21 protein-coding genes are annotated in these 21,601 nt (G+C 71.2%); 6 read left to right on the top strand and 15 right to left on the bottom strand.

From position 1 onward, the window contains the following. Positions 1 to 145: 145 nt before the first annotated feature. Complete coding sequence (locus AB0I98_RS32630) at positions 146 to 1,588, bottom strand: PLP-dependent aminotransferase family protein (protein WP_362948248.1); 1,443 nt, start codon at positions 1,586 to 1,588, stop codon at positions 146 to 148. Between AB0I98_RS32630 and AB0I98_RS32625 the strand changes: the two genes are divergently transcribed. Further along, complete coding sequence (locus AB0I98_RS32625; RefSeq protein WP_362948247.1) at positions 1,587 to 2,501, top strand: DMT family transporter; 915 nt, start codon at positions 1,587 to 1,589, stop codon at positions 2,499 to 2,501. The two genes, AB0I98_RS32630 and AB0I98_RS32625, sit on opposite strands and share 2 nt — an antisense overlap. Before the next feature lie 95 nt (positions 2,502 to 2,596). Further along, positions 2,597 to 2,791, top strand: coding sequence for a DUF1918 domain-containing protein (locus AB0I98_RS32620; RefSeq protein ID WP_210574947.1), 195 nt, complete (start codon positions 2,597 to 2,599; stop codon positions 2,789 to 2,791). A gap of 113 nt (positions 2,792 to 2,904) precedes the next feature. Here AB0I98_RS32620 and AB0I98_RS32615 read toward each other — a convergent pair whose 3' ends face one another. Beyond that, positions 2,905 to 4,128 carry a family 10 glycosylhydrolase gene (locus tag AB0I98_RS32615; RefSeq protein ID WP_362948346.1) on the bottom strand — a complete coding sequence of 408 codons (1,224 nt, stop codon included), beginning with the start codon at positions 4,126 to 4,128 and terminating at the stop codon, positions 2,905 to 2,907. Between the two features lie 168 nt (positions 4,129 to 4,296). Between AB0I98_RS32615 and AB0I98_RS32610 the strand changes: the two genes are divergently transcribed. After that, positions 4,297 to 5,157, top strand: coding sequence for a 3-hydroxybutyryl-CoA dehydrogenase (locus AB0I98_RS32610; protein ID WP_362948245.1), 861 nt, complete (start codon positions 4,297 to 4,299; stop codon positions 5,155 to 5,157). 193 nt (positions 5,158 to 5,350) lie between these two features. Next, on the top strand, positions 5,351 to 5,608 hold the full coding sequence (locus tag AB0I98_RS32605; protein WP_210574939.1) for a hypothetical protein: 258 nt from the start codon (positions 5,351 to 5,353) through the stop codon (positions 5,606 to 5,608). A 14-nt stretch (positions 5,609 to 5,622) separates the two neighbouring features. On the opposite strand, the gene AB0I98_RS32600 is transcribed toward AB0I98_RS32605, so the two are convergent. From AB0I98_RS32600 to infC, 10 genes are all read right to left on the bottom strand, one after another. Beyond that, entirely contained in the window at positions 5,623 to 6,168 is a 546-nt protein-coding gene (locus AB0I98_RS32600; protein WP_362948243.1) for an NUDIX hydrolase, read from the bottom strand. Positions 6,169 to 6,242: 74 nt separating this feature from the next. Continuing rightward, positions 6,243 to 7,583, bottom strand: a complete 1,341-nt coding sequence (locus AB0I98_RS32595; protein ID WP_328367875.1) for a transcriptional regulator — start codon at positions 7,581 to 7,583, stop codon at positions 6,243 to 6,245. 206 nt (positions 7,584 to 7,789) lie between these two features. Beyond that, the gene (locus tag AB0I98_RS32590; protein ID WP_362948242.1) at positions 7,790 to 8,872 is read right to left on the bottom strand and encodes a PP2C family protein-serine/threonine phosphatase; all 1,083 of its coding nucleotides are present in this window, start codon (positions 8,870 to 8,872) and stop codon (positions 7,790 to 7,792) included. A gap of 158 nt (positions 8,873 to 9,030) precedes the next feature. Beyond that, positions 9,031 to 11,547 carry a phenylalanine--tRNA ligase subunit beta gene (gene pheT / locus AB0I98_RS32585; protein WP_362948240.1) on the bottom strand — a complete coding sequence of 839 codons (2,517 nt, stop codon included), beginning with the start codon at positions 11,545 to 11,547 and terminating at the stop codon, positions 9,031 to 9,033. Next, positions 11,547 to 12,668: a phenylalanine--tRNA ligase subunit alpha gene (pheS, locus tag AB0I98_RS32580; protein ID WP_362948239.1), complete on the bottom strand. Its 1,122-nt coding sequence runs from the start codon at positions 12,666 to 12,668 to the stop codon at positions 11,547 to 11,549. Before pheS ends, pheT begins: the two co-directional genes overlap by 1 nt. Before the next feature lie 130 nt (positions 12,669 to 12,798). Further along, a complete protein-coding gene (locus AB0I98_RS32575; RefSeq protein WP_328367863.1) occupies positions 12,799 to 13,938 on the bottom strand; it encodes an ATP-binding protein in 1,140 nt (379 codons plus the stop codon). Between the two features lie 52 nt (positions 13,939 to 13,990). Further along, positions 13,991 to 14,839 carry an RNA methyltransferase gene (locus AB0I98_RS32570; RefSeq protein ID WP_362948238.1) on the bottom strand — a complete coding sequence of 283 codons (849 nt, stop codon included), beginning with the start codon at positions 14,837 to 14,839 and terminating at the stop codon, positions 13,991 to 13,993. Positions 14,840 to 14,997: 158 nt separating this feature from the next. Continuing rightward, positions 14,998 to 15,381, bottom strand: coding sequence for a 50S ribosomal protein L20 (gene rplT, locus AB0I98_RS32565; RefSeq protein WP_210574925.1), 384 nt, complete (start codon positions 15,379 to 15,381; stop codon positions 14,998 to 15,000). A 110-nt stretch (positions 15,382 to 15,491) separates the two neighbouring features. Then, positions 15,492 to 15,686 carry a 50S ribosomal protein L35 gene (gene rpmI / locus AB0I98_RS32560; RefSeq protein WP_007829094.1) on the bottom strand — a complete coding sequence of 65 codons (195 nt, stop codon included), beginning with the start codon at positions 15,684 to 15,686 and terminating at the stop codon, positions 15,492 to 15,494. A gap of 110 nt (positions 15,687 to 15,796) precedes the next feature. After that, a complete protein-coding gene (gene infC / locus AB0I98_RS32555) occupies positions 15,797 to 16,477 on the bottom strand; it encodes a translation initiation factor IF-3 (RefSeq protein ID WP_210574924.1) in 681 nt (226 codons plus the stop codon). 342 nt (positions 16,478 to 16,819) lie between these two features. On the opposite strand from infC, the gene AB0I98_RS32550 reads away from it, so the two are divergent. Then, positions 16,820 to 17,176 (top strand): DUF1844 domain-containing protein, encoded by a 357-nt coding sequence (locus AB0I98_RS32550; RefSeq protein WP_155060114.1) that lies wholly within the window; start codon positions 16,820 to 16,822, stop codon positions 17,174 to 17,176. On the opposite strand, the gene AB0I98_RS32545 is transcribed toward AB0I98_RS32550, so the two are convergent. Further along, a complete protein-coding gene (locus AB0I98_RS32545; protein ID WP_362948237.1) occupies positions 17,167 to 17,982 on the bottom strand; it encodes an SseB family protein in 816 nt (271 codons plus the stop codon). The two genes, AB0I98_RS32550 and AB0I98_RS32545, sit on opposite strands and share 10 nt — an antisense overlap. Positions 17,983 to 18,131: 149 nt before the next feature. Here AB0I98_RS32545 and AB0I98_RS32540 point away from each other — a divergent pair, with 149 nt between their 5' ends. After that, positions 18,132 to 19,133, top strand: coding sequence for a serine hydrolase (locus tag AB0I98_RS32540; RefSeq protein ID WP_362948236.1), 1,002 nt, complete (start codon positions 18,132 to 18,134; stop codon positions 19,131 to 19,133). Positions 19,134 to 19,265: 132 nt separating this feature from the next. Here AB0I98_RS32540 and mycP read toward each other — a convergent pair whose 3' ends face one another. Both mycP and AB0I98_RS32530 read right to left on the bottom strand, forming a co-directional pair. Further along, complete coding sequence (gene mycP / locus AB0I98_RS32535) at positions 19,266 to 20,432, bottom strand: type VII secretion-associated serine protease mycosin (RefSeq protein WP_362948235.1); 1,167 nt, start codon at positions 20,430 to 20,432, stop codon at positions 19,266 to 19,268. Continuing rightward, complete coding sequence (locus AB0I98_RS32530) at positions 20,429 to 21,160, bottom strand: hypothetical protein (protein ID WP_362948233.1); 732 nt, start codon at positions 21,158 to 21,160, stop codon at positions 20,429 to 20,431. Before AB0I98_RS32530 ends, mycP begins: the two co-directional genes overlap by 4 nt. Between the last annotated feature and the right edge of the window lie 441 nt (positions 21,161 to 21,601).

Raw genomic sequence — 21,601 nt, 5'->3', positions numbered from 1 at the left:
CCAGGGTGCGCGAAGCCTTACTTCACGGTCAGGACCGAAGGGGCAATTCACTCGAAAATACCGACCGACTTGCTTCGGGCTTCTCCCAGTTCGGCCGGCAGGTCGACCACCCACCGGATTCACGACCTCCGGGCGGAACCGCCCGTCATTTTCGTCCGGTCACCTCATCGAAGGCCGTACGCAGTCGCCGTACCCCTTCCGTGATCTCGCCCGTCCCCGCCACGGCCGCGAAGCTCAACCGCACGTGTCCGGCCGGGGGTTCGGCGCTGAAGTAGGGGCGGCCGGGGGTGAGGGCGACGCCCGCGCGGAGGGCGGCGGTGGTGAGGAGGGCCTCGTCGGTGCCGTCGGGCAGGCGCAGCCACAGGTGGTAGCCGCCGGACGGGATGTGCGGCAGGGCGAGTTCGGGGAGGTGGATGGCGAGGGTGGCCGTCATGGTGTCGCGGCGGGTCTTCAGCTCGGCGGAGATCGACCGGAGATGGCGTGGCCAGGCGGGCGAGCCAGCGAGTTCGAGCGCGGCTTCCTGGAGGGGCCGGGGGACGAAGAAGGTGTCGACGATCTGGATGGCGCGCAGGCGTTCCAGCGCCGGACCGCGCGCGGCGATCGCGCTCACCCGGAAGCTGGGCGAGGTGGCCTTGGTGAGCGAGCTGACGTGGACGACGACTCCGTCGAGGTCGTCGGCGACCAGCGGACGCGGCAGCGGGCCCGCGTCCTCGTGCACCAGCCGTCGTACGAAGTCGTCCTCGATCATGAACGCGCCCGCCTCCCGAGCGATGGCGACCACCTCCGCGCGGCGGTCCGCGGCGAGCACCGCCCCGGTCGGGTTCTGGAACAGCGGCTGGCAGACGAAGAGCCGGGCCCCGGTCGCCCGGAACGCGTCGGCGAGCAGGGCGGGGCGCACGCCGTCCGGATCGACCGGCACCGGGACCGGCCGCAGCCCGGCCGCGCGGGCGATGGCCAGCATGCCCGGGTAGGTCGGCGACTCGACGAGGACGGGTGCGCCGGGCGGCGCCAGCGCGCGGAACGCGGTGGTCAGCGCCGCCTGGCCGCCCCCGCCGACCAGCACTTCGGCGGCGGTTACGCTGCCGCCGATCTCACGGGCGAACCACTCACGCAACTCCGGCAGTCCGTCCAACGGCGGCCGGCCCCACGCCCCGGGCCGGCGTCCCGCACGGGCCAGCGCGGCGGTCAGCGCACGCTCGGGCTGGAGGGTGGGGTGCAGATAGCCGCCGGTGAACTCGATCACTCCGGGCGGCGGAGCGGCAAGCGAGACCACGACTCCGGAGGCGTCCACCGAGCGCGGTACGACGTCGGAGGCGCCGTCCGCGCTGAGCGCGACCTCCTGCCAGGAGGTGTCCCCGGCGGGCGCGGCCATCGTCCGGGGCCGGGCACGGAAGGCACCGGCGCCGGGGCGGGTCACCACCAGCCCCTCGGCGGCCAGCTGCGCCAGGGCACGCGAGACGGTCACCGGACTGACCCGGTACCGCTCGACGAGGGCCCGGCTCGACGGGAGCTTTCCACCCGGTGAGTAGCGGTCGAATTCCCGTCGCAGCCGATTCACCAGTTCACCGACACTGCTACGCTCTTGCATGAGAGCACAGAGTAGCGCTATCACCCCGACCGGGATAGCGGTCAGCGGTCGGCCCGGTACCTCGATCGGCACTCTTCAGGCCGTCCTGGGAGTCATCGCCTTCTCCCTCACCTTCCCCGCGACCGCATGGGGACTGGAGGGCTTCGGGCCGTGGTCCCTGGTCGCCGTACGCAGCGTGCTCGCGGCGCTGATCGCGGGCGGCTGTCTGCTGGCTCTGCGTGTGCCGCTGCCCGGACGCGCGCACTGGCCGGGACTGGCCGTGGTCGCCGCCGGAGTCGTCGTCGGCTTCCCGCTGCTGACGACCCTCGCCCTGCGGACGTCGACCACCGCGCACGCCGCCGTCGTGGTCGGCCTGCTCCCGCTGACCACCGCGCTCTGCTCCGCCCTGCGGGTAGGCACCCGCCCCTCGCGCACCTTCTGGACGGCCGCGCTCGTGGGCGCCGCCGCGGTGGTCGCCTTCACCGTGCAGCAGAGCGGCGGGGCGCTGACCACCGCCGACCTGTATCTCTTCGGGGCGCTGCTGGTGTGCGCGGCCGGCTACACCGAGGGCGGCCGGCTGGCCCGCGTCATGCCGGGCTGGCAGGTCGTGGGCTGGGCGCTGGTGCTGTGTCTGCCGATCGGTGTGCCCGCCGCGGTACTCGCCCTGTCGTACGAGCCGGTGCGGTTGACGGCGCACAGCGTGACCGGACTGCTGTGGGTCGCGGCGGGCTCGCAGTTCCTCGGCCTGGTCGTCTGGTACCGCGGCATGGCGGCGATCGGCATCCCGAAGGCCAGCCAGTTGCAGTTGGCCCAGCCCCTGCTCACACTGGTGTGGTCGGTGCTGCTGCTGGGCGAGCACCTGACAGTGGCCGCCCCGCTCACGGCGGCGGCGGTGCTCGTGTGTATCGCCGTCACACAGAGGGCGCGCGGCTGAAGAGGCCGTACGGCCCCGTTCCAACCGGCGCCCCGCGCCGTAAACTCGAGGCCAAAGGACCGCTGCTCCCGCACGAGGTGAGGAGGCCCTACAAGATGCGTGCAACCGTGGGCGACCAGCTTGTCCAGCACGGCAGGGTGGTCGGACAGCACGACAAGGTCGGCGAGATCGTCGAAGTGATGGGGCGCGAGGGTAACCCCCCGTACCGCGTCAGGTTCGAGGACGGGCACGAGGGCGTGTGCTCACCGGGACCCGACACCGAGATCCGCCACAAGGAAACCCGACACTAGCGCTCCGCTGGAGGGCGGTTCGCTTGCTGCGGGTCGGTGGGGGCTGGTCGCGCAGTTCCCCGCCCCTCTGAAGGGGCGCTGGTGCGCACCGGACCTCACCCGTCCCGCTTGGATCAGCGCGGCGGCCTCGTCGGCTGCCCGTAGTGGTCGGCGACTACCCGTGCCAGCGCGCCGATCCGGTCCGTTGCCGCGTCCTTCGCGGCGAAGAAGACATGGCCGCGTGCCTCCGGATGGTTCTTGGCGAGCGTGAGATGCCGGGACAGCTCGGCGGCGTTCTGCCAGGCGGCGGGCTGCGCGGGGTCGCCCGCCTTGTAGAGGGCCTCGCCCACGTACAGCCGGGTTCCGCTGCCGCGCACGGCCGAGGCCCACCAGGGCAGGATCTTGGCGTAGTCGGCGGCGGCGAGGCCGATGTTCCAGTACAGCTGCGGGCAGATGTAGTCGATCCAGTTCTCGCGGACCCACCTGCGGGTGTCGGCGTACAGGTCGTCGTACGTCTGCACCCCCGCCCGGGTGTCGGAGCCGAGGGGGTCGGTGCCGGCGTTGCGCCACACCCCGAAGGGGCTGATCCCGAACTGTGTGCCCGGCCTGATCGACTTGATCCGGGCCGCCATCTCGCCCACCAGCCGGTTGATGTTGTCCCGCCGCCAGTCGGCCCGGTTCGCGAAGCCGCCGCCGTACAGGTCGAAGGCGCCGGCGTCGTCGAAGGTCTGGCCCGCCACCGGATACGGGTAGAAGTAGTCGTCGAAGTGCACGGCGTCGACGGGGTACTTGCGCACCGCGTCGAGCATGGCCTCCTGGACGAAGGCGCGGACCTCGGGCAGCCCGGGGTTGTAGTAGAGCTTCCCGCCGTACGTCACCACCCAGTCCGGGTGCTTGCGCGCCGGGTGCGCGGCGGCGAGCCGCTTCGGGTCGGTGTGGTTGGCGATGCGGAACGGGTTGAACCAGGCGTGCAGTTCCAGGCCCCGGGCATGCGCCTCGGCCACGGCCGAGCCGAGCGGGTCCCAGCCCGGGTCCTTGCCCTGGGTGCCGGTGAGGTACTGCGACCAGGGCTCGTACGGCGAGGGCCACAGCGCGTCGGCCGTCGGGCGGACCTGGAAGATCACGGTGTTGAGGCGGTTGCGGACCGCGGTGTCGAGATGGGCGACCAGTTCCGCCCGCTGCTGGGACGGGCTCAGGCCCGCCCGGGAGGGCCAGTCGCGGTTGGCCACGGTCGCCAGCCACATGCCGCGCATCTCGGTCGCCGCCCGCGGATGCCGCGGCACGGCCGCCGCGCTCGACGCCGGCGTGAGGGCCGCCAGCGCGGCCACCGCGAACGCCCGACGTGACAACCGTCCCATCTGCACACCCCATACGCTGCGGACCCGCTCGGTCACGGATCGTCTCCGCGCCCCAGGATGCCCGTACCCCGGCGATCGATCATCGATACTTACGGGTAACGTGCACGATCGGAGCAGGCTCCACACAAATGGCGGCCTGTCGCAGGCGTCGATCAGTAAGGGGACGATGTGACCGACATCCAACGCGTCGGAGTCGTGGGCTGCGGACAGATGGGAGCGGGCATCGCCGAGGTGTGCGCCCGCGCCGGACTGGACGTGATGGTCGCCGAGACCACCGGCGAGTCCCTGGAGATCGGCCGCACCCGGCTGCTCAACTCCCTGTCCAAGGCGGCCGAGCGCGGCAAGATCACCGCGGAGGAGCTGGAGGCTACGCAGGCACGGCTCGGCTTCACCACGGACCTCGGCGAGTTCGCCGACCGCGACCTGGTGATCGAGGCCGTCGTCGAGAACGAGCAGGTGAAGACCGAGATCTTCCAGGTGCTCGACCAGGTCGTGACGCGCCCGGACGCGATCCTCGCCTCCAACACCTCCTCCATCCCGCTGGTGAGGCTCGCGGTCGCCACCTCGCGGCCCGACCACGTCATCGGCATCCACTTCTTCAACCCGGCCCCGGTGCAGAAGCTGGTCGAGCTGATCCCGGCGCTCACCACCTCCGAGGGCACGCTCAGCCGGGCCCAGGCCTTCGCCGAGAAGCTGCTCGGCAAGCACGCCATCCGCGCCCAGGACCGCTCCGGCTTCGTGGTCAACGCCCTGCTGATCCCCTATCTGCTCTCCGCGATCCGGATGTTCGAGTCGGGCATCGCCAGCCGCGAGGACATCGACAACGGCATGGAACTCGGCTGCGCCCACCCGATGGGCCCGCTGAAGCTGTCCGACCTGATCGGCCTGGACACGGTCGCCTCGGTGGCGTACTCGATGTACGAGGAGTACAAGGAGCCGCTGTACGCCGCTCCCCCGCTGCTGCAGCGCATGGTGGACGCGGGCCGGCTGGGCCGGAAGTCGGGGTCGGGCTTCTACACCTACGGCTGATTACAGACGGTCAGATTCCGGCCAAGTACACGGGCCCGGCACCGAAGAGGTGCCGGGCCCGTGTCATTCACACACCGTGTGCGCACCGGGCTCGCATATGCCCCTCGCACACTCTCCCCACACGCCCACCAGGCGAGTTCACTTTGTCTGCGCATGCCAGGGATGAGAATCGACTACGGAAAGGAGCGGACTCGTGACCGCCGATCCCGAGCATCCGGTCGTAACCGGTGAACTCGCAGAGTTACGACGTCGTCTTGACGTCGCCTACGCCCGCGTGGAGGGCGACCTGGCTCTGCTCACGCACCGTACCGAGGAGTCCGCCAAGGAACTCGACGAGCTGAACACCCGGATCAACACACTGGAACACGCGCGCTGGCCGCTGCCCGCGGTCGCCGCCCTCACCGCCGTGGGTGCTCTCGTCGTGGCGATCTGGCAGGCGGTAGGGCATTGATCAGGGACGTCGCATCAGGGCAAGACGTCCTGCCCCAGCCTGAGGTGGTGCAGCATCAGTAACGCGGCCGCCATGTTGGCGGCCGGGACCTCCCCACGGACGATCATGTCGGGGACGAGTTTGAGGGGGACCCACTCCCGGCGGTCCGACTCGAAGTCGTCCACGGGGTGGCCGATGTACTCGCCCTCGTCGGCCCAGTAGATGTGGTGCCGGGCGTCGGTGAGCCCGTTGGACGGCTCCACGCTCAGCAAGTGGCGCAGCGGTCCCGGCCGCCATCCGGTCTCCTCCTCGAGTTCCCTGGCGGCCGCGTAGGCGATGTCCTCGCCGTCCTCGACGACGCCCGCCGCGAGTTCCCACCCCCAGCTGTCGGTGATGAAGCGGTGGCGCCACAGGAGGAGCACTTCATTGGCCTCGTTGACCACTGTGGCCACGGCGACCGGCCGCAGCCGTATGAGGAAGTGGTCCAGGTGCCGGCCGTCAGGCAGCTCCACGTCTGCCAGGTTGACGGTGAACCAGCGGTTTTCATACACAGTTTGTTCGTTCTGTTTCGTCCACTGCACGGTTCTGCCACCTTCCGTCGAGTAAGTGGCAATATCGCAGCAGGGACTATGAGTGTCGGTGTTCCAGCGCCCGATTACAGCGGTACGCGCAGTGCCCCGTCGATGAGTTCGGCGGCCTCGGCCGTGCCCGCGCAGCCGCTGCGCATCAGGTGCTCGCGTACCGCCCGGAGTCTGTCGCGCAGCCGCTGGGACTCCATCCCCCGGGCCTGTTCGGCCATCTGCACCGCGGTGGCCACCGCCTTGTCCGCGTTGCCCTGCCGCAGCTCGATCGTGCTGAGCATGGCGAGCCGGTGCACCCGCCCGCGATCGTGGGCCGGGTTACCGACGGCGGCCGCGGCATGCTCCCCCGCCGCCGCCAGTTCACCGAGGCTGAGAAGCGCCTCAGCCACCTGGACGTTGACGAGTCCCGGCTGGACATAGCCCGTCTCGTCGGGCTCGTATCCGCGCCGGATGCGTTCGGCGGCCGTCTCGGCACGCCGGATGCAGGACAGGGCGCTCGTGCCGTCGCCCAGGTGCGCGTACGCCTTCGCCTGCATCGCGTACAGGTCGGAGGCGAGAGCCGGGGTGATGTGCTTGCCGGCCGCCCGCAGCGCGGCCTCCGCGAAGGCCACGGCCTGACGGTGCTCCCGCATGAACAGGGCCTGGTTGACGAGGAGCGCGATGATGTACGCCCCGAGCCCCCGGTCCCCGCTGGCCTTCGCGAGCCTCAGCGCCTGGTGGAAGTAGCGCTGGGCGAGCCCGTGGGCGTCGGAGTCGTACGCGCAGATCCCGGCTATCGCCACCAATCCGCCGGTGGCCCGGTGCACTTGGCGGCCGGTGGCGTCGGTGTAGCTGCCGCGCAGCAGCGGCGCGGCCTCGGAGTTGAGGAAGCCGACGATCCGGGTGCGGGTCGCTATACCGCCGGCCTTGCGGTACATCTGCTCGTAGTGCGTGCGGGCGGCGCGCAGCATCTCCAGGTCGGAGGGGGTGACCCGGTGCCGGCCGCCGCGGGAGACGTCGACGTCCTCCGGCGGGTTCTCCCACTCCCAGACCGGCATCACGGCGGGCGTGCCGGTGACGGCGGGGGCGCCCAGGATGTGCGGGCGTTGCTGTTCGTCGGAGCGCCACAGCGCGGTGGCTCGCTCGACGAAGCCAGACAGCGAGGTGCCGTGCGGGGCGGACGGCTCGCCGGGCACGCCGAGGCCGATGTCGTCGAGCGTGACGGGGCGTTGCAGCCGGGCGGCGAGTACCTCGCAGATCAGGTCGGGGACCTGGCCGCGGGGGCGCTGGCCCTTCAACCACCGTGCCACGGCGGTGTGTTCGTACCTGAGCGCGAGGCCGCGGGCCCGTCCCGCCTGGTTCACATGTGCGGCCAGTCCCGCGTGCGAGATCCCCGCCTCGTCCAGGATCGCGTCGAGCAAAGTGTTGGGCTGCATGGGTTGCCCCCCGGGTGGCTCGGTGGCGTCAGATTAGTGGTTCCGTCTTCACACGGGGTGTGAACCGAGTGCGCGAATCCGCACCGTGCGCGCGCTGTTGCGGAGAGTTGTCGGCCGGTTGACTGAAATGCCTCGTCAGAGGCCGGCCGGGCCGCCGGCTCCCCCTCGTACAGTGCGGCGGCCCTGCCGGGGGCTTGGCGGTGCGACTAAACGCCGTTGCGCTGAGGGTGGTTTGTCGCCTGCGGGTTGTGTGTGGTTGCTCGCGCAGTTCCCCGCGCCCCTATCGGGGCGTTGTAGCGCACCTGCGTTCGTTCGTTCCGTAGGACCAGTAGTGCTACGTCGTCCGTCAGTCTGCCTGCCGTGTGGCGCAGGAGTTGGGTGAAGACTGTGCCCAGGAGGGGCTGGGGGGTGTTCACGCCGTCGCTCAGGGCCTCTGTGAGCACCGTCGGCAGCGGGAAGAACCGGCCATGGGCGTCTCGGGCGTCCTCGGCGCCGTCGGTGTAGAGGAACAGTGCCTCTTCGGGCTTCAGTTGGCCGCAGGGTACGGCGGGCAGGTCGGCTGGGAGGGGGAAGGGACCAAGTGGAGGCAGGAGGTCGGCGTGGGTGAGGGGTTCCACGTGGGTGCCGGTGAGCCGGTACGGCCAGGGGTGGCCGCAGTTGAGGGCGTGCATCTCGCCGTCCGGACCGATCTCCAGCAGCAGCACCGTGATGAACTCCTCGGCGACCGGGCTGTCGGGGGCGGCGCGGGCCCGCTCGCGCAGATGCCGGGCCAGCGCCCGCTCCAGCCTGCGCAGTACACCGCCGAGGTCGGGCTCGTCGTGCACGGCCTCACGGAAGCTGCCGAGGACGGCGGCGACGGTGCCGATGGCGGCGAGACCGTGTCCGCGTACGTCGCCCATCACGGCCCGTACGCCGTGCTCGGTGGCGATGACCTCGTACAGGTCGCCGCCGATGACCGCGCCGCGCTCCGCGGACAGTTGGGCGGCGGCGACGTGCAGCCCGTCGATACGGGGCGGTAGCGGCCGTAGCAGCACACTCTGGGCGGCGCCCGCGACCCGGCGCACCTGCCGCAGCTCACGCAGCAGCGCCTGGCGGACATGGACGATCAGGCCCGTGCCGACGGCGAAGAAGACGGCGCTGGTGACGATGCGCGCCCCGAACCCGTTCTGCTGGGCGAGCGGACAGGCCATCTTGTACGTGATCGCTATGGCGCCCCACACCGTCGGCAGCCCGATTGCGAGCACCCGGCGCCCCGGCCTGCGGGGAACCCCAGCCTTGATGCGGTTCATGCCGATGGCCCCCCAATAGGCCCTGACAGCACAGAATCGGACCGGCCCCGAAAGACCGGTCCGATTCTGTCGACCACATGGCCCGGAAGGACCAGATCACCCCAAAAGCTCACCCCATCGAGTGAGGTGACCAGTGCGCCCTGTCAGGGCGTGGGTGATCAGCCCCTCAGCACAGCCCCCACACGCTCACCCGCCAGGGCAACCGCCGCATCCCGAGCAGCAGACGCCTCGTCCACGGTCAGCGTCCGATCTCCCGCCCGGAACCGCAACGCGTACGCCAGTGACTTGCGGCCCTCCCCGAGCTGGTCCTCGTTCTCGTAGACGTCGAACAGCCGGATCGCCTCGAGGAGTTCACCCGCGCCCTCACGCAACGCGGCCTCCACATCGGCCTGCGGCACGAACTTGTCGACGACCAGGGCGACATCCTGCGTGGCCACCGGGAACGTGGAGATGCGTGGCGCCTGCGGGGTGCCGTCGCCCACCTGCTCCAGGGCGTCCAGGTCCAGCTCCATCGCACAGGTCCGCGCGGGCAGGCCCAGGGCCTTGAGGACACGAGGGTGCAGCTCGCCCGCATGGCCCACGACCGTCTCCGTGCCGTCGAGGACGACCACGAACTCGGCGCAGCGGCCCGGGTGCCACGGACCGTACTGACCGCTGCGGACGATCAGGTCGGCCCCGGCTTCCCGCGCGGCGACGCGCCCCGCGTCCACCGCGTCGGCCCACCCCGCCAGACGGCCCTCGCCCCACCAGCCGGCCTGCTCGCGCGCGCCCGCGAGGACGACCGCGACATGCCGCGGCTGGTCCGGGAGCACGGCGTTCAGCGCGGCGATCTCCTCGTCCGTGGGACGCCGGTCGACCGGCAGATGGGGGGCGGCGACCCGCTGCTCGTCGCGCGGCTGGAAGACCAGCCCGGTCTCGAACAGCGCGAGGTCGTGCGAGCCGCGGCCGTCGTTGCGCCGCAGGGCGCCCAGCAGGCCCGGCAGCAGCGACGTACGGAGCGCGGGCTCCTCGTCGTTGAGCGGGTTGACGAGCTTGACGACGCGGCGGGCCGGGTCGTCCGCGTCCAGGCCGAGTTGGTCGAAGACCTGCTCGCTGATGAACGGGTAGTTCGGCGCCTCGACATATCCGGCGCCGGCCAGCGCCCGGCCGACGCGGCGGTGCAGCCGCTGCCGGTGGGTCAGGCCCCGGCCGGACGGCGGCTTGGGCAGCGTGGACGGCAGGTTCTCGTAGCCCTCCAGACGGATGACCTCTTCGGCGAGGTCGTTCTGCTCCATGAGGTCGGGCCGCCAGGACGGGACGGTGACGATCAGCTCGTCCTGCCCGTACACATCACAGCCGACCTGCTGGAGGCGGCGTACGACGGTCTCCCGGCCGTAGTCGACGCCGGCGACCTTGTCCGGGTGGTCGGCCGCGACGGTGATGGTGTGCGGCGCGGACGGGGCGATGACCTCGGTGACCCCGGCCTCGGCGGTGCCACCGGCGAGCAGCACCAGCAGGTCGACCGTGCGCTGGGCGGCAGCGGCGGCGGCCTGCGGGTCGACGCCGCGCTCGAAGCGGCGGGACGCCTCGGAGGACAGCTTGTGGCGGCGGGCGGTGCGGGCGATCGCGACCTGGTCGAAGTGCGCGGCCTCGATCACCACGTCGGTCGTCGCGTTCTCGACGTCCTCGTGGTCGGCGATCTCGGTGTTGGCGCCGCCCATGACACCGGCGAGCCCGATCGGGCCGCGGTCGTCGGTGATCACCAGGTCCTCGGCGTGCAGCTTCCGCTCGACGCCGTCGAGGGTGACGATCTTCTCGCCCTCGGCGGCCCGGCGGACACCGATCGTGCCCTGGACGAGGGAGCGGTCGTACGCGTGCAGCGGCTGGCCGAGTTCCATCATCACGTAGTTGGTCACGTCGACGGCGAGCGAGATCGGGCGCATGCCGACCTTCTGCAGGCGGCGCCGCAGCCAGATCGGGGAGCGCGCCTCGGAGCTGAGGCCGGTGACCGTACGGGCGGTGAAGCGGTCGCAGCCGAGCGGGTCGGAGACCTTGACCGGGTAGCCGAAGGCGTTCGGGCCGGGGACGTCGAGGAGGGCCGGGTCGCGCAGCGGGAGGCCGTAGGCGATGGCGGTCTCGCGGGCGACGCCGCGGATGGACAGACAGTCGCCGCGGTTGGCGGTGACGGCGATGTCCAGTACCTCGTCGACGAGTTCGAGCAGCTCGATGGCGTCCTTGCCGATCTCGGACTCCGGCGGCAGCACGATGATGCCCTTGGTGCCGTCGTCGCCCATGCCCAGCTCGTCGCTGGAGCAGATCATGCCGTGGGACGTCTTGCCGTAGGTCTTGCGGGCGCTGATCGCGAAGCCGCCGGGCAGGACCGCGCCCGGGAGCACGACCACGACCTTGTCGCCGACGGCGAAGTTGCGGGCGCCGCAGACGATCTCCTGGGGCTCACCGGTGCCGTTGGCGGTGCCGACGTCGACGGTGCAGAAGCGGATCGGCTTCTTGAACTCCGTCAGCTCCTCGATGGTCAGCACCTGGCCGACGACCAGGGGGCCCTTGAGGCCGTCGCCGAGCTGCTCGACGGTCTCGACCTCCAGACCGGCCGAAATGAGCTTGGCCTGCACGTCACGACCGGTCTGCGTCTCCGGCAGGTCGACGTACTCCCGCAGCCAAGAAAGCGGGACCCGCATCAGATCTCCATCCCGAACGGCCGGGTGAACCGGACGTCACCCTCGACCATGTCTCGCATGTCCTCGACGTTGTGGCGGAACATCAGCATCCGCTCGATGCCGAACCCGAAGGCGAAGCCGCTGTACTTCTCCGGGTCGACGCCGCAGGCGGTGAGCACCCGCGGGTTGACCATGCCGCAGCCGCCGAGCTCGATCCAGCCTTCGCTGGAGCAGGTGCGGCAGGGCCGGTCGGGGTTGCCGACGGACTCGCCGCGGCAGACGTAGCACACCATGTCCATCTCGGCGGACGGCTCGGTGAACGGGAAGAAGTTCGGCCGCAGCCGCGTCTTCATGCCCTCACCGAACAGCGACTGCACCATGTGGTCCAGCGTGCCCTTGAGGTCGGCCATGGTCAGGCCCTCGTCCACGGCGAGCAGCTCGACCTGGTGGAAGACCGGGGTGTGCGTGGCGTCCAGCTCGTCCGTGCGGTACACGCGGCCGGGGCAGATCACGTACACCGGCAGCTCACGGTCGAGCAGCGAGCGGATCTGCACGGGCGAGGTGTGCGTGCGCAGGACGACGCCGGAGTCGGCGGAGCCGTCGGCACCTTCGATGAAGAAGGTGTCCGCCTCACCGCGGGCCGGGTGGTCCGGGCCGATGTTGAGCGCGTCGAAGTTGAACCACTCGGCCTCGACCTGCGGGCCCTCGGCTACCTCGTAGCCCATGGCCACGAAGACGTCCTCGATGCGCTCGGACAGGGTGGTGAGCGGGTGGCGGGCGCCGGCCGGTACGCGGTCGTACGGCAACGTGACGTCCACCGCCTCCTCGACCAGCACCCGGGCGTCCCGCTCGGCCTCCAGTTCTGCCTGGCGGGCGGTGAGCGCCTTGTTCACGGCGCCGCGGGCCATGCCGACACGCTTGCCGGCCTCGGCCTTGGCGTGCGGGGGCAGGGCCCCGATCTCGCGGTTGGCGAGGGCCAGCGGGGAGGTACCGCCGGTGTGAGCGACCTTGGCCTCCTGGAGCGCGTCGAGGGAGTCCGCGGCGGCGAAGGCGGCGAGCGCCTCGTCCCGCATGCGCTCGATCTCTTCCGGTTTCAACGTCTCGACCTCGACTGGGTCGTACGACTTATTCGGTGCCGACATCTCTTCCCGTGCTTCCGATTGGCTGGCTGAAGGTCCCCGTCGCCGACTCGTCCGGGCCGTATCCGGGACACATGGGTGCCAAAGGCCGAGTCTAACGGGGTGGAGGTAGGCGACTGCGCCCGCGGGCTGCTCAGGCCAGGTAGGCCGGAGTGCTCACGGGCAACGTAAATCGGAACTCGGCGCCGCCGCCGGGGGCGCGGCCGACCGTGATGGTGCCGCCGTGGGCCTCGACGATGCCCTTGACGATGTAGAGCCCGAGGCCGGTGCCGCCGCGCTTGCTGCCCCGCCAGAAGCGGGTGAAGACGCGGTTCATGGACTCCTCCGGGATACCTGGGCCCTCGTCGCTCACGGTGACCGATGTGCCGGTGTCCTCTCCCTCGCGGGGGGACGTGGCGGGCGTGACGTCAATCGTGACGGTTCCCTCGCCGTGCCGCACGGCATTTTCCAGCAGATTGCTGAGCACCTGGTCGACCTTGTCGGGATCGGCCCACAGATCGGGCAGCGGCTGCTCGACGCGGAGCAGGAACCGGTCGGCGGGCAGCCCGGCGGCGACGTACGCCTGGATGTGCCGGCCGACGGCGGCGCCGATGTCGACGGGCTGGCGGCGCAGTTCCAGCCGCCCGGAGTCGATGCGGGAGATGTCGAGGAGCTCGGCGATGAGGCGGGTGACGCGGTCGGCGTCGGCGTCGACGGTCTCCAGCATCAGCCGCTTCTGGTCGTCGGTGAACCTCTCCCACTTGGCGAGGAGGGTGGCGGTGAAGCCCTTGACGGAGGTGAGGGGGGAGCGCAGTTCGTGGGCGACGGTCGCGATCAGCTCGGCATGGCTGCGCTCGGTGCGGCGGCGGGCCTCGGTGTCGCGGAGACAGACGACGACGCGGTGGACGGGCCCGGTGGGTTCGGTACGGACGTACCGCGCGGACACGAGGACTTCACGCCCGCCGGGCAGCAGCAGATTCCGCTCGGGCTGGCCGACCCTGATGGCGAGCCCGCCGTACGGATCGGTCAGCTGCCACCAGCGCCTGCCCTCCAGGTCCTCTAATGGCAGGGCCTTGTCCAGCCGCCGGCCGAGGGCGTCGGCGGCGGGGACGGCGGTGATGCGCTCGGCGGCGGCGTTGAAGCAGACGACGTGCCCGTGCTCATCGGCGACGACGAGGCCGTCGGGCAGCTGATCGGGGTCGATGCCGAGCCCGGCGACATCGCCGGACGGCCGGGACACGGGCGGTCGCCCTACGTCCCGTGCTCCCGGCGCGTTGCTGGTGCCGATGGTCATCCCCGTACCCCACCTCTCACGACGGCGCAGGGCCCCCGAGCAGGTCACCCTACTAGCTCACGGTGACGGAGCGGCACCCTCCGGAGGCGCGCTGTGCACGGGCGGACGCATAGAGACATACGGCGGCGGCGGTGGCGAGGTTCAGGCTCTCGGCCTTCCCGTGGATCGGAACGCGCACGACGGCGTCCGCCAGCGCGCGGGTCTCCTCCGGCAGCCCCCACGCCTCGTTCCCGAACACCCAGGCCGTCGGTCCACCCATGGTGCCCTTGTCCAACTCGTCGTCCAGATCGTCGGTCCCGGCCCCGTCAGCGGCGAGAATCCGCACCCCGGCGTCCTTGAGCCCCGCCACGGCCCGCTCGACGGGGACCCCGACAGCGACCGGCAGATGGAACAGCGACCCCACGGACGCCCGCACGGCCTTGGGGTTGTACAGATCGACGGACGCGTCGGTCAGTACGACCGCCTCGGCCCCGGCGGCATCGGCACACCGCAGCACGGTCCCGGCATTCCCCGGGTCCCGCACATGCGCGAGCACGGCGACGAGCTTGGGCCGGGCGGCGAGGATCTCCTCGAACGGCGTGTCCAGGAACCGGCAGACCCCGACGAGGCCCTGCGGGGTGACGGTGGTCGAGATCTCGGCGATCACCTGCTCGGCGGCGAGGTGCACGCGCGCGCCGATGTCCCGGGCCCGCCCGACGATGTCGGCGTACCGCTCCGCGGCCTCCACGGTGGCGAACAACTCGACGAGCGTGTCCACCTGCTCCCCCGCCTCCCGCACAGCCTGCGGCCCCTCCGCGAGAAACAGCCGCTCCTTCCCCCGGAAGTTCCGCTTGGCGAGCCGCCGGGCGGCGGAGACGCGGGGGGACCGGGGGGAGATCAGCTCGGGGGCGACGGGGGACATTCAACTCACCTTCAGCATCTAGCTTCCGCCGCAACGGCGATCAACCACGACGGCGGATTTCGGCGGTGCCGAACCAACCGCTGCTCACATAGCAACGGACCCGCAGGCAGAAACCCACGGGTCCGTCCAATCACGTCGGCCTAGGCCCAGCGCCAGCGTCACGCGGCCTTCGGCGCGTTGACGTCAGCCGGCAGCGCCTTCTGCGCGACCTCGACGAGCGCGGCGAACGCATGCGCGTCGTTGACGGCCAGCTCGGCGAGGATCTTGCGGTCGACCTCGACGTTCGCGGCCTTCAGGCCCTGGATGAAGCGGTTGTACGTGATGCCGTTGGCGCGGGCAGCGGCGTTGATGCGCTGGATCCACAGCTGGCGGAAGTCACCCTTGCGCTTCTTGCGGTCGTTGTAGTTGTAGACCAGCGAGTGGGTGACCTGCTCCTTGGCCTTGCGGTACAGGCGCGAGCGCTGACCGCGGTAGCCGGAAGCCTGCTCGAGGATCGCCCGGCGCTTCTTGTGGGCGTTGACTGCCCGCTTGACGCGTGCCACTTTTTAACTCCTTGTAGCGGGGCCGTGGTTGGACTCACACGGCCCGGAATCGATGGGGTCCCGGTCCTGGCGTACGGCGCTCGGCGATCCGAGGATCAGGCGCCCGTACGTCACTTGCCGAGAAGCTTCTTGATCTTCTTGGCGTCGCCCGGGGCCATCTCGGCGTTGCCGGTGAGGCGACGCGTCAGTCGGGACGACTTGTGCTCGAGCAGGTGGCGCTTGCCGGCGCGCTCACGGAGCACCTTGCCGGAGCCGGTGACCTTGAAGCGCTTGCTGGCACCGCTGTGCGACTTGTTCTTCGGCATAGCGCCGTTCTCTCCTCGTCAGTGGCGCTCCGATGCCCGGTCGTGAAACCGGGCACGGTGGAGCGTCGCTCTTGTATCGGTTATGGCCTGGGGACTCGCGTCCCCCGGGATCACGCGTCGGCGGAAGCCTCGGCAGGGGCCTCGGCAACCTCGTCGCTCTCAGACTCCGCGGCGTTCTGCGACTTGCCGGGGTTGGCCTTCGCTTCAGCCTTGCGGGCTTCCTGCGCCTGGCGAGCCTCGGCCATCGCCTCGGTCTTCTTCTTGTGCGGACCGAGAACCATGATCATGTTTCGGCCGTCCTGCTTCGGGTTCGACTCCACGAAACCGAGGTCCTGGACGTCCTCCGCGAGACGCTGCAGCAGTCGGTAGCCCAGTTCGGGCCGGGACTGCTCGCGACCACGGAACATGATCGTGATCTTGACCTTGTCGCCCTGCTTGAGGAACCGGACGACGTGACCCTTCTTGGTGTCATAGTCGTGCGGGTCGATCTTCGGCCGGAGCTTCATCTCCTTGATGACCGTGTGCGCCTGGTTCTTGCGCGCCTCACGGGCCTTCATGGCCGACTCGTACTTGAACTTCCCGTAGTCCATGAGCTTGCACACGGGCGGACGGGCGTTCGCCGCGACCTCGACCAGGTCCAGGTCGTACTCCTGCGCAAGCTCCAGGGCCTTGGCCAGGGGGACGATGCCCACCTGCTCGCCACTGGGACCGACAAGTCGCACCTCGGGAACGCGAATCCGGTCGTTGATGCGGGGCTCGGCGCTGATGGATCCTCCTCGGTAGCACCACACGACTGTCTGGAGGACAGCCGCGTAACGTCTCTTTTCGATAGACCTAACCGCGCCGAAGCACAAAAAATGCCCCGGACGATCACAGGCGGGGCTCCTCGAACTACCGGAGCGACCGCCGCGAGGATCGCGGGGCGCACTTTCGGGCGGATGCCCGTCGCTGGACGGGACCGCCTGACCGGTGACCCGCCGCCCGGGGGGCGGTCAGGTGGGAGTTCGAAAGCCTCCACTTGTAGGTCGGGCCCGGTGCCGTGAGGCATGCGCGTCCGACCGGTCGTTACACAAGGTTAGCAGCATCCCGGGGGTGGTGCGAACCGGCGTGCACCGGGGCCTATCGTGTCCGGCATGAGTGACACCCCTCCTGAGACGCCCGACTTCGACGCCATGACCCGCGACATCGCCGAGGTCCCGGCGGTCGAGGTGATCGTGACGGTCGCCGTGAACCTGATGAGCGCCGCCGCGGTGAAGCTCGGTCTGACCGAGGAGGGCGAGAAGCACAAGGACCTGGACGAGGCCCGCAAGCTGGTGTCCGCCCTCGCCGGTCTCCTCGATGCGAGCGCCACCGAGATCAGCTCCTTCCACGCGGCTCCGCTGCGCGACGGCCTGAAGTCCCTCCAGCTGGCGTTCCGCGAGGCGTCGATCGTCCCGGACGAGCCGGGGCAGGGTCCGGGCGAGAAGTACACGGGGCCGGTCTACGGCTGAGAAAGGCCGTCGGTTGTCTGCGGGCCCGTCGTGGCTGGTCGCGCAGTTCCCCGCGCCCCTTCGGGGCGCACGTATTCGGGGCGCACGTACAAGGGGTCGCCTGGTGGCGTCGCCCCGGCCGGGAGTAGTGCCAGGTCGAGGCCGTGTACCAGGCGGGCCCTCAGTGTTTCGTCGGCGGCCAGGCGCTCGGCCAGGGTGCGGGCGGCCGGGCCCGGGGTGGCGTCGGGGTCCAGGACGAGGGCGAGCGTGCCGTCGGCCTGTCCGGGGCCGAGGTAGGCACGGAGTACGGCGGGCTCGGCGGCCACGGCGGCTCGTACGGCTCCGATGACGGCGGGGTCGGCGAGCGGATCGGTGGTCGTACGGCCCTCGGCCAGCGCCAGCAGCGCGGGCCGCGTCAGCTCGTACGGCACGGGTCCGGCCAGGTCCAGCACGATCGTGTCCGCCTTCTCGTGCGCCGCGGCCTGCAGCGCCTGGTGCAGCGGTACGGCGACGGGGCGGGCCTCCGGGTCCCAGCGGGCCAGCGAGTCGGTGGAGGTGAAGGCGGGCAGGGCCGTGCGGGTGCCGGCCTTCAGGGTCGGTACGGCCATGTCGCTGGTCTTCTCGCGGCGCAGCCCGTTCTCGTCCTCCTCGACCTCGCCGAGGACGGCCACGACGGGGACGAGGAGCCGGGCGCCCTTCAGGGCCTCGAGCACCGGCTCCACGGCGGTGCGGTCCTCGGCCCAGGCGGCGAGCGCCGCGCTCAGCCGGGGGTCGGCGGAGCCGTCGTCGTCGGAGAAGCCGGAGTCGGGAATGTTCTTGTTCGCCACGGTCACCGACCCTATCGGGGGGATGCTGCTGCGGTTGTGCGGCCCCGGAAACCCGGCCGTGACGCCTTCAGCGTTTTCTCAGACATCCCTGACAGACATCTAACATCCGTCTAACAGAGAGCACAGCCGGCTGCCCGACCATCGCGGCCATGGAGTCTTCCAGCGCCGCCCACCGTGTTCCGTCCCGCCGCCGCACGCTGGTGTACGCCGCCCTCGCCGCGGTCGCCGTCGTGGGCGGTACGGCAGGGGGGACCGTGTACGTGAAGGCGCAGGCGCACTCCGGCGCGGGGCCCGTATCGTCGGTCTCCGGGTCGCCGTCGGTCTCCGCATCGCCGTCGGCCTCGGCGAGCGGGGAGGCATCGTTGGCATCAGTGGAAGCGGTGGCGCAGCCGGTGGTGGACCACGACGAGCTGCTGGCCGAGGCGATGGAGTCGGTGACCGTCGAGGACGGTGCGGAGGTGTCGGTGGCGGTGCTGGACCTGGCATCCGGCGCGAGCGCCTCGTACGGGGACGGCCTCTTCGACACCGCGAGCATCGTCAAGGTGGACATCCTGGCGGCACTGCTGCTCCAGGCGCAGGACGCGGGACGCGGGCTGACCACGGCGGAGAAGTCGTACGCCACGGCGATGATCGAGCACAGCGACAACACCTCCGCTTCGGCCCTGTGGCGCACCATCGGGAAGGCGGCCGGGCTGGACGCCGCGAACGAACGTCTCGGGCTCACCGACACCGAGGGCGGCGACAACATGCTATGGGGGCTGACGCAGACCACGGCAGCCGATCAACTCGTGCTGCTCCAGCAGGTGTTCTGGGCGAAGGACTCGGAACTGACCGAGGCCTCGCGGTCGTACATCCAGCGGCTGATGGCGCGGATAGCCGCCGGGCAGCAGTGGGGCGTATCGGCGGCGGCCGACGGCTCGGCGTGGGCCCTGAAGAACGGCTGGCTGCCGCGCAGCGCCACCGGACTGTGGGACATCAACAGCATCGGGCGGCTCACCGTCGACGGTCACGGGTGTCTGGTGGCGGTCCTGTCCGACGGCAACTCGACACAGGCGAAGGGAATTTCACTGGTCGAGGCGGCGGCAAGGGCCGCGATCTCGGTGATCGGCGAGGAGAAGCAGACCGCGTCGGCATCGGCCTCGGTTTCCTGAGCGGACGGGGCGAAGTCGGCTGCGGCCCGGCAGCGCCCCGAAGGGGCGCGGGGCTGTATCAATTTGCGGCTCCGCCGCGTGGGCGCGACCAGCCACGACGGCGCGGCAGACACAAGACGGCACATCGCGGCACTACCCGCGGAGCGCTCGGCGCCCGCGCCACACCACCACCGCGACGACCAGCAGCACGCCGCCGAAACTGCCCGCCAGCGGGGCGGCCCAACTCGACGTCGTGTCCTCGGCCTCGGCGGCGTCGGGACCCGAGCCGAAGTACTTGTCCTCGTAGGCCGCCGCGCGCAGACGCTTCGGTTCGAGGCGGTCGGCGGCCTTGATGGCGGCGGCCGGGTCGACGAGGCCGTAGCCGCGGGAGTCGTCGCGGCCGCTCGCCGGGGCGTTGCGGGCGGTGTCTTCGAGGAGCTTCTTGATCTGGGCGGGGGTCAGTCCGGGGTGGGCCGCCTTGACGAGGGCGACGGCGCCGGAGACGAAGGCCGCGGCGGCACTCGTACCCCATCCCTCGTAGTACTTGCGGTCGGGGTCGGCGATGACGATGTCGACGCCGGGGGCGCTGACCGTGGCATACCAGCGGCGGGTGGAGAAGGCGGCGCGGGTGCCGTAGCGGTCGACGGCGGTCGCGGCGATCACGCCCGGGTAGGCGGCCGGGTAGGAGATGTGGTCGCCCTTGTCGCCGCCGTTGCCGGCGGAGGCGACGACGACGGAGCCCTTCTTGAGGGCGTACTGGACTGCTTCGTCCTCGGCGGGCTCGGGGTGGGCGGACTTGGAGTCGTCGCCGAGGGAGAGGTTGATGACGTCCGCGCCGTGGTCGGCGGCCCAGCGGATGCCTTCGGCGAGGGCGTTGCCGCGGGTGTTGCGGGCCTTGCCGCGGGCGGAGTCGCCGTCTTCGAGGATCACGCGGACGGGGAGGATCTTGGCTTCGGGGGCGATGCCCATGACGCCGTCGCCGTTGCCCACGCCATGGCCGTGACCGGCGATGATGCCGGCCATGGCGGTGCCGTGGCGGGCCCAGGCGCGGTCGCCCCGGTCGGCGCCGAAGCCGATCATGTCCTTGCCTTCGAGGACGTTGCCGGTGAGGTCGGGGTGGTCGGACTCGACGCCGGTGTCCAGGACGGCGACGGTGACGCCCGCGCCCTTCGTGGTCTGCCAGGCCTCGTCGGTGTGCATGGCCTCGAGGGCCCACTGCTGGGCGCGTATGCCGTCGGCGTGGGCGGCGGTGGGCGGCACGAGGGCGACGGAGGCGGCGAGCAGGACGCTGACGACGCCGACGCGACGGGTTGCGGTCATGACGGCTGCTCCGTGGCCGAGTCGACGGTTTTGCGCAGCGCCCGTTCGACGCGGTCGGCGAGGCCTCGTGCCTCCTGGCCCAGGCCTGCCTGGGCGACGGCCGTGGTGGCGCCGGAGGCCATGGCTTTGGCGGCGGGCTCGGGTTCGTCGACGGTGCGGCCGTCGGCCCAGCCGGAGACGGCGTAGACGACGACCGGGGCGTCGGTGAGGACGGAGACGGTCCATGAGGCGCGCTGCTCGCTGCCGAAGCCTGCGGCGACGGTGTTCTTCGCGGCGTACGGGCGGGGCATCAGGTCGGTACGGCTGTCCAGGCTCTCGTTCTTGAACCGGGTGCGCAGGGCGGCCATGGCGGCGGAGTCGCCCTTGGTGAAGAGCAGACCGACGGTGGTGACGTAGCTCTGGGTCGCGTCCGTGTAGGTGGCGCGCAGCAGGCGCTGGCAGCCGACCGGGGCGAGGGCCTTGCGCAGCAGCGGGTCGAAGGCGTCGGCGCAGCCGCTGTCCGGGGCGACGGCGACGCGGGTCCAGGTGCGGTCGGCTCCGCCGGGTCCGGCGCCCTGGCCTTCGACGCGGGGCGGGAACAGCTGATCGACCGGCACGCTGTGCCACAGGCTCCCGGCCGCGGCGAACGCGCCGCTCGTACCGCTCTCGCCCCCGTCGGGGAGGAGCCAACTCCCGGTCACCGCACCGCCGATCAGCCCGAGCCCGAGCACGAGGCAGGCTGCCGCCACGACGGTACGATTCCGCACCCGGCCCCCCAGCGGACGCGGCCGCGCCCGGTCGTCATATCCCTCAGGCTCCCCCAACGACACGAACGGCCGCGCCGTCCCACCTGGCGTCATGGGCGCGCCCCAGGAGAACGCCGGGTCAGGCGAAAAGGCCGGCCCAGCCACCGGCGGCGAGTCGGGCCGCGGCGGCACACCACTCCGCCCGGCATCAGCGGGCGCCGGATCCGCCGGCACCGGACGCAGACGCGTGGTCCTCTCCGAGGCGGCCTCGGCAGGCATCGGGGGCACCACCGGACGCCGCGGGGGCTCGGCGGGCGCCGCCGGAACGTCGGGACGCCGCGGGGCCTCGGGGGGCATCGGCTGCACAACCGAACGCCGCAGGCTCTCGGCGGGCGCCGGGGGTACGTCGGGGTGCCGAGGGGCCTCGGGAGGCAGCGGTTGCGC

It is taken from the genome of Streptomyces sp. NPDC050211 (assembly GCF_040656035.1).
GTDB lineage: Bacteria > Actinomycetota > Actinomycetes > Streptomycetales > Streptomycetaceae > Streptomyces.
This window is presented reverse-complemented; position numbering and strand designations above follow the sequence as displayed.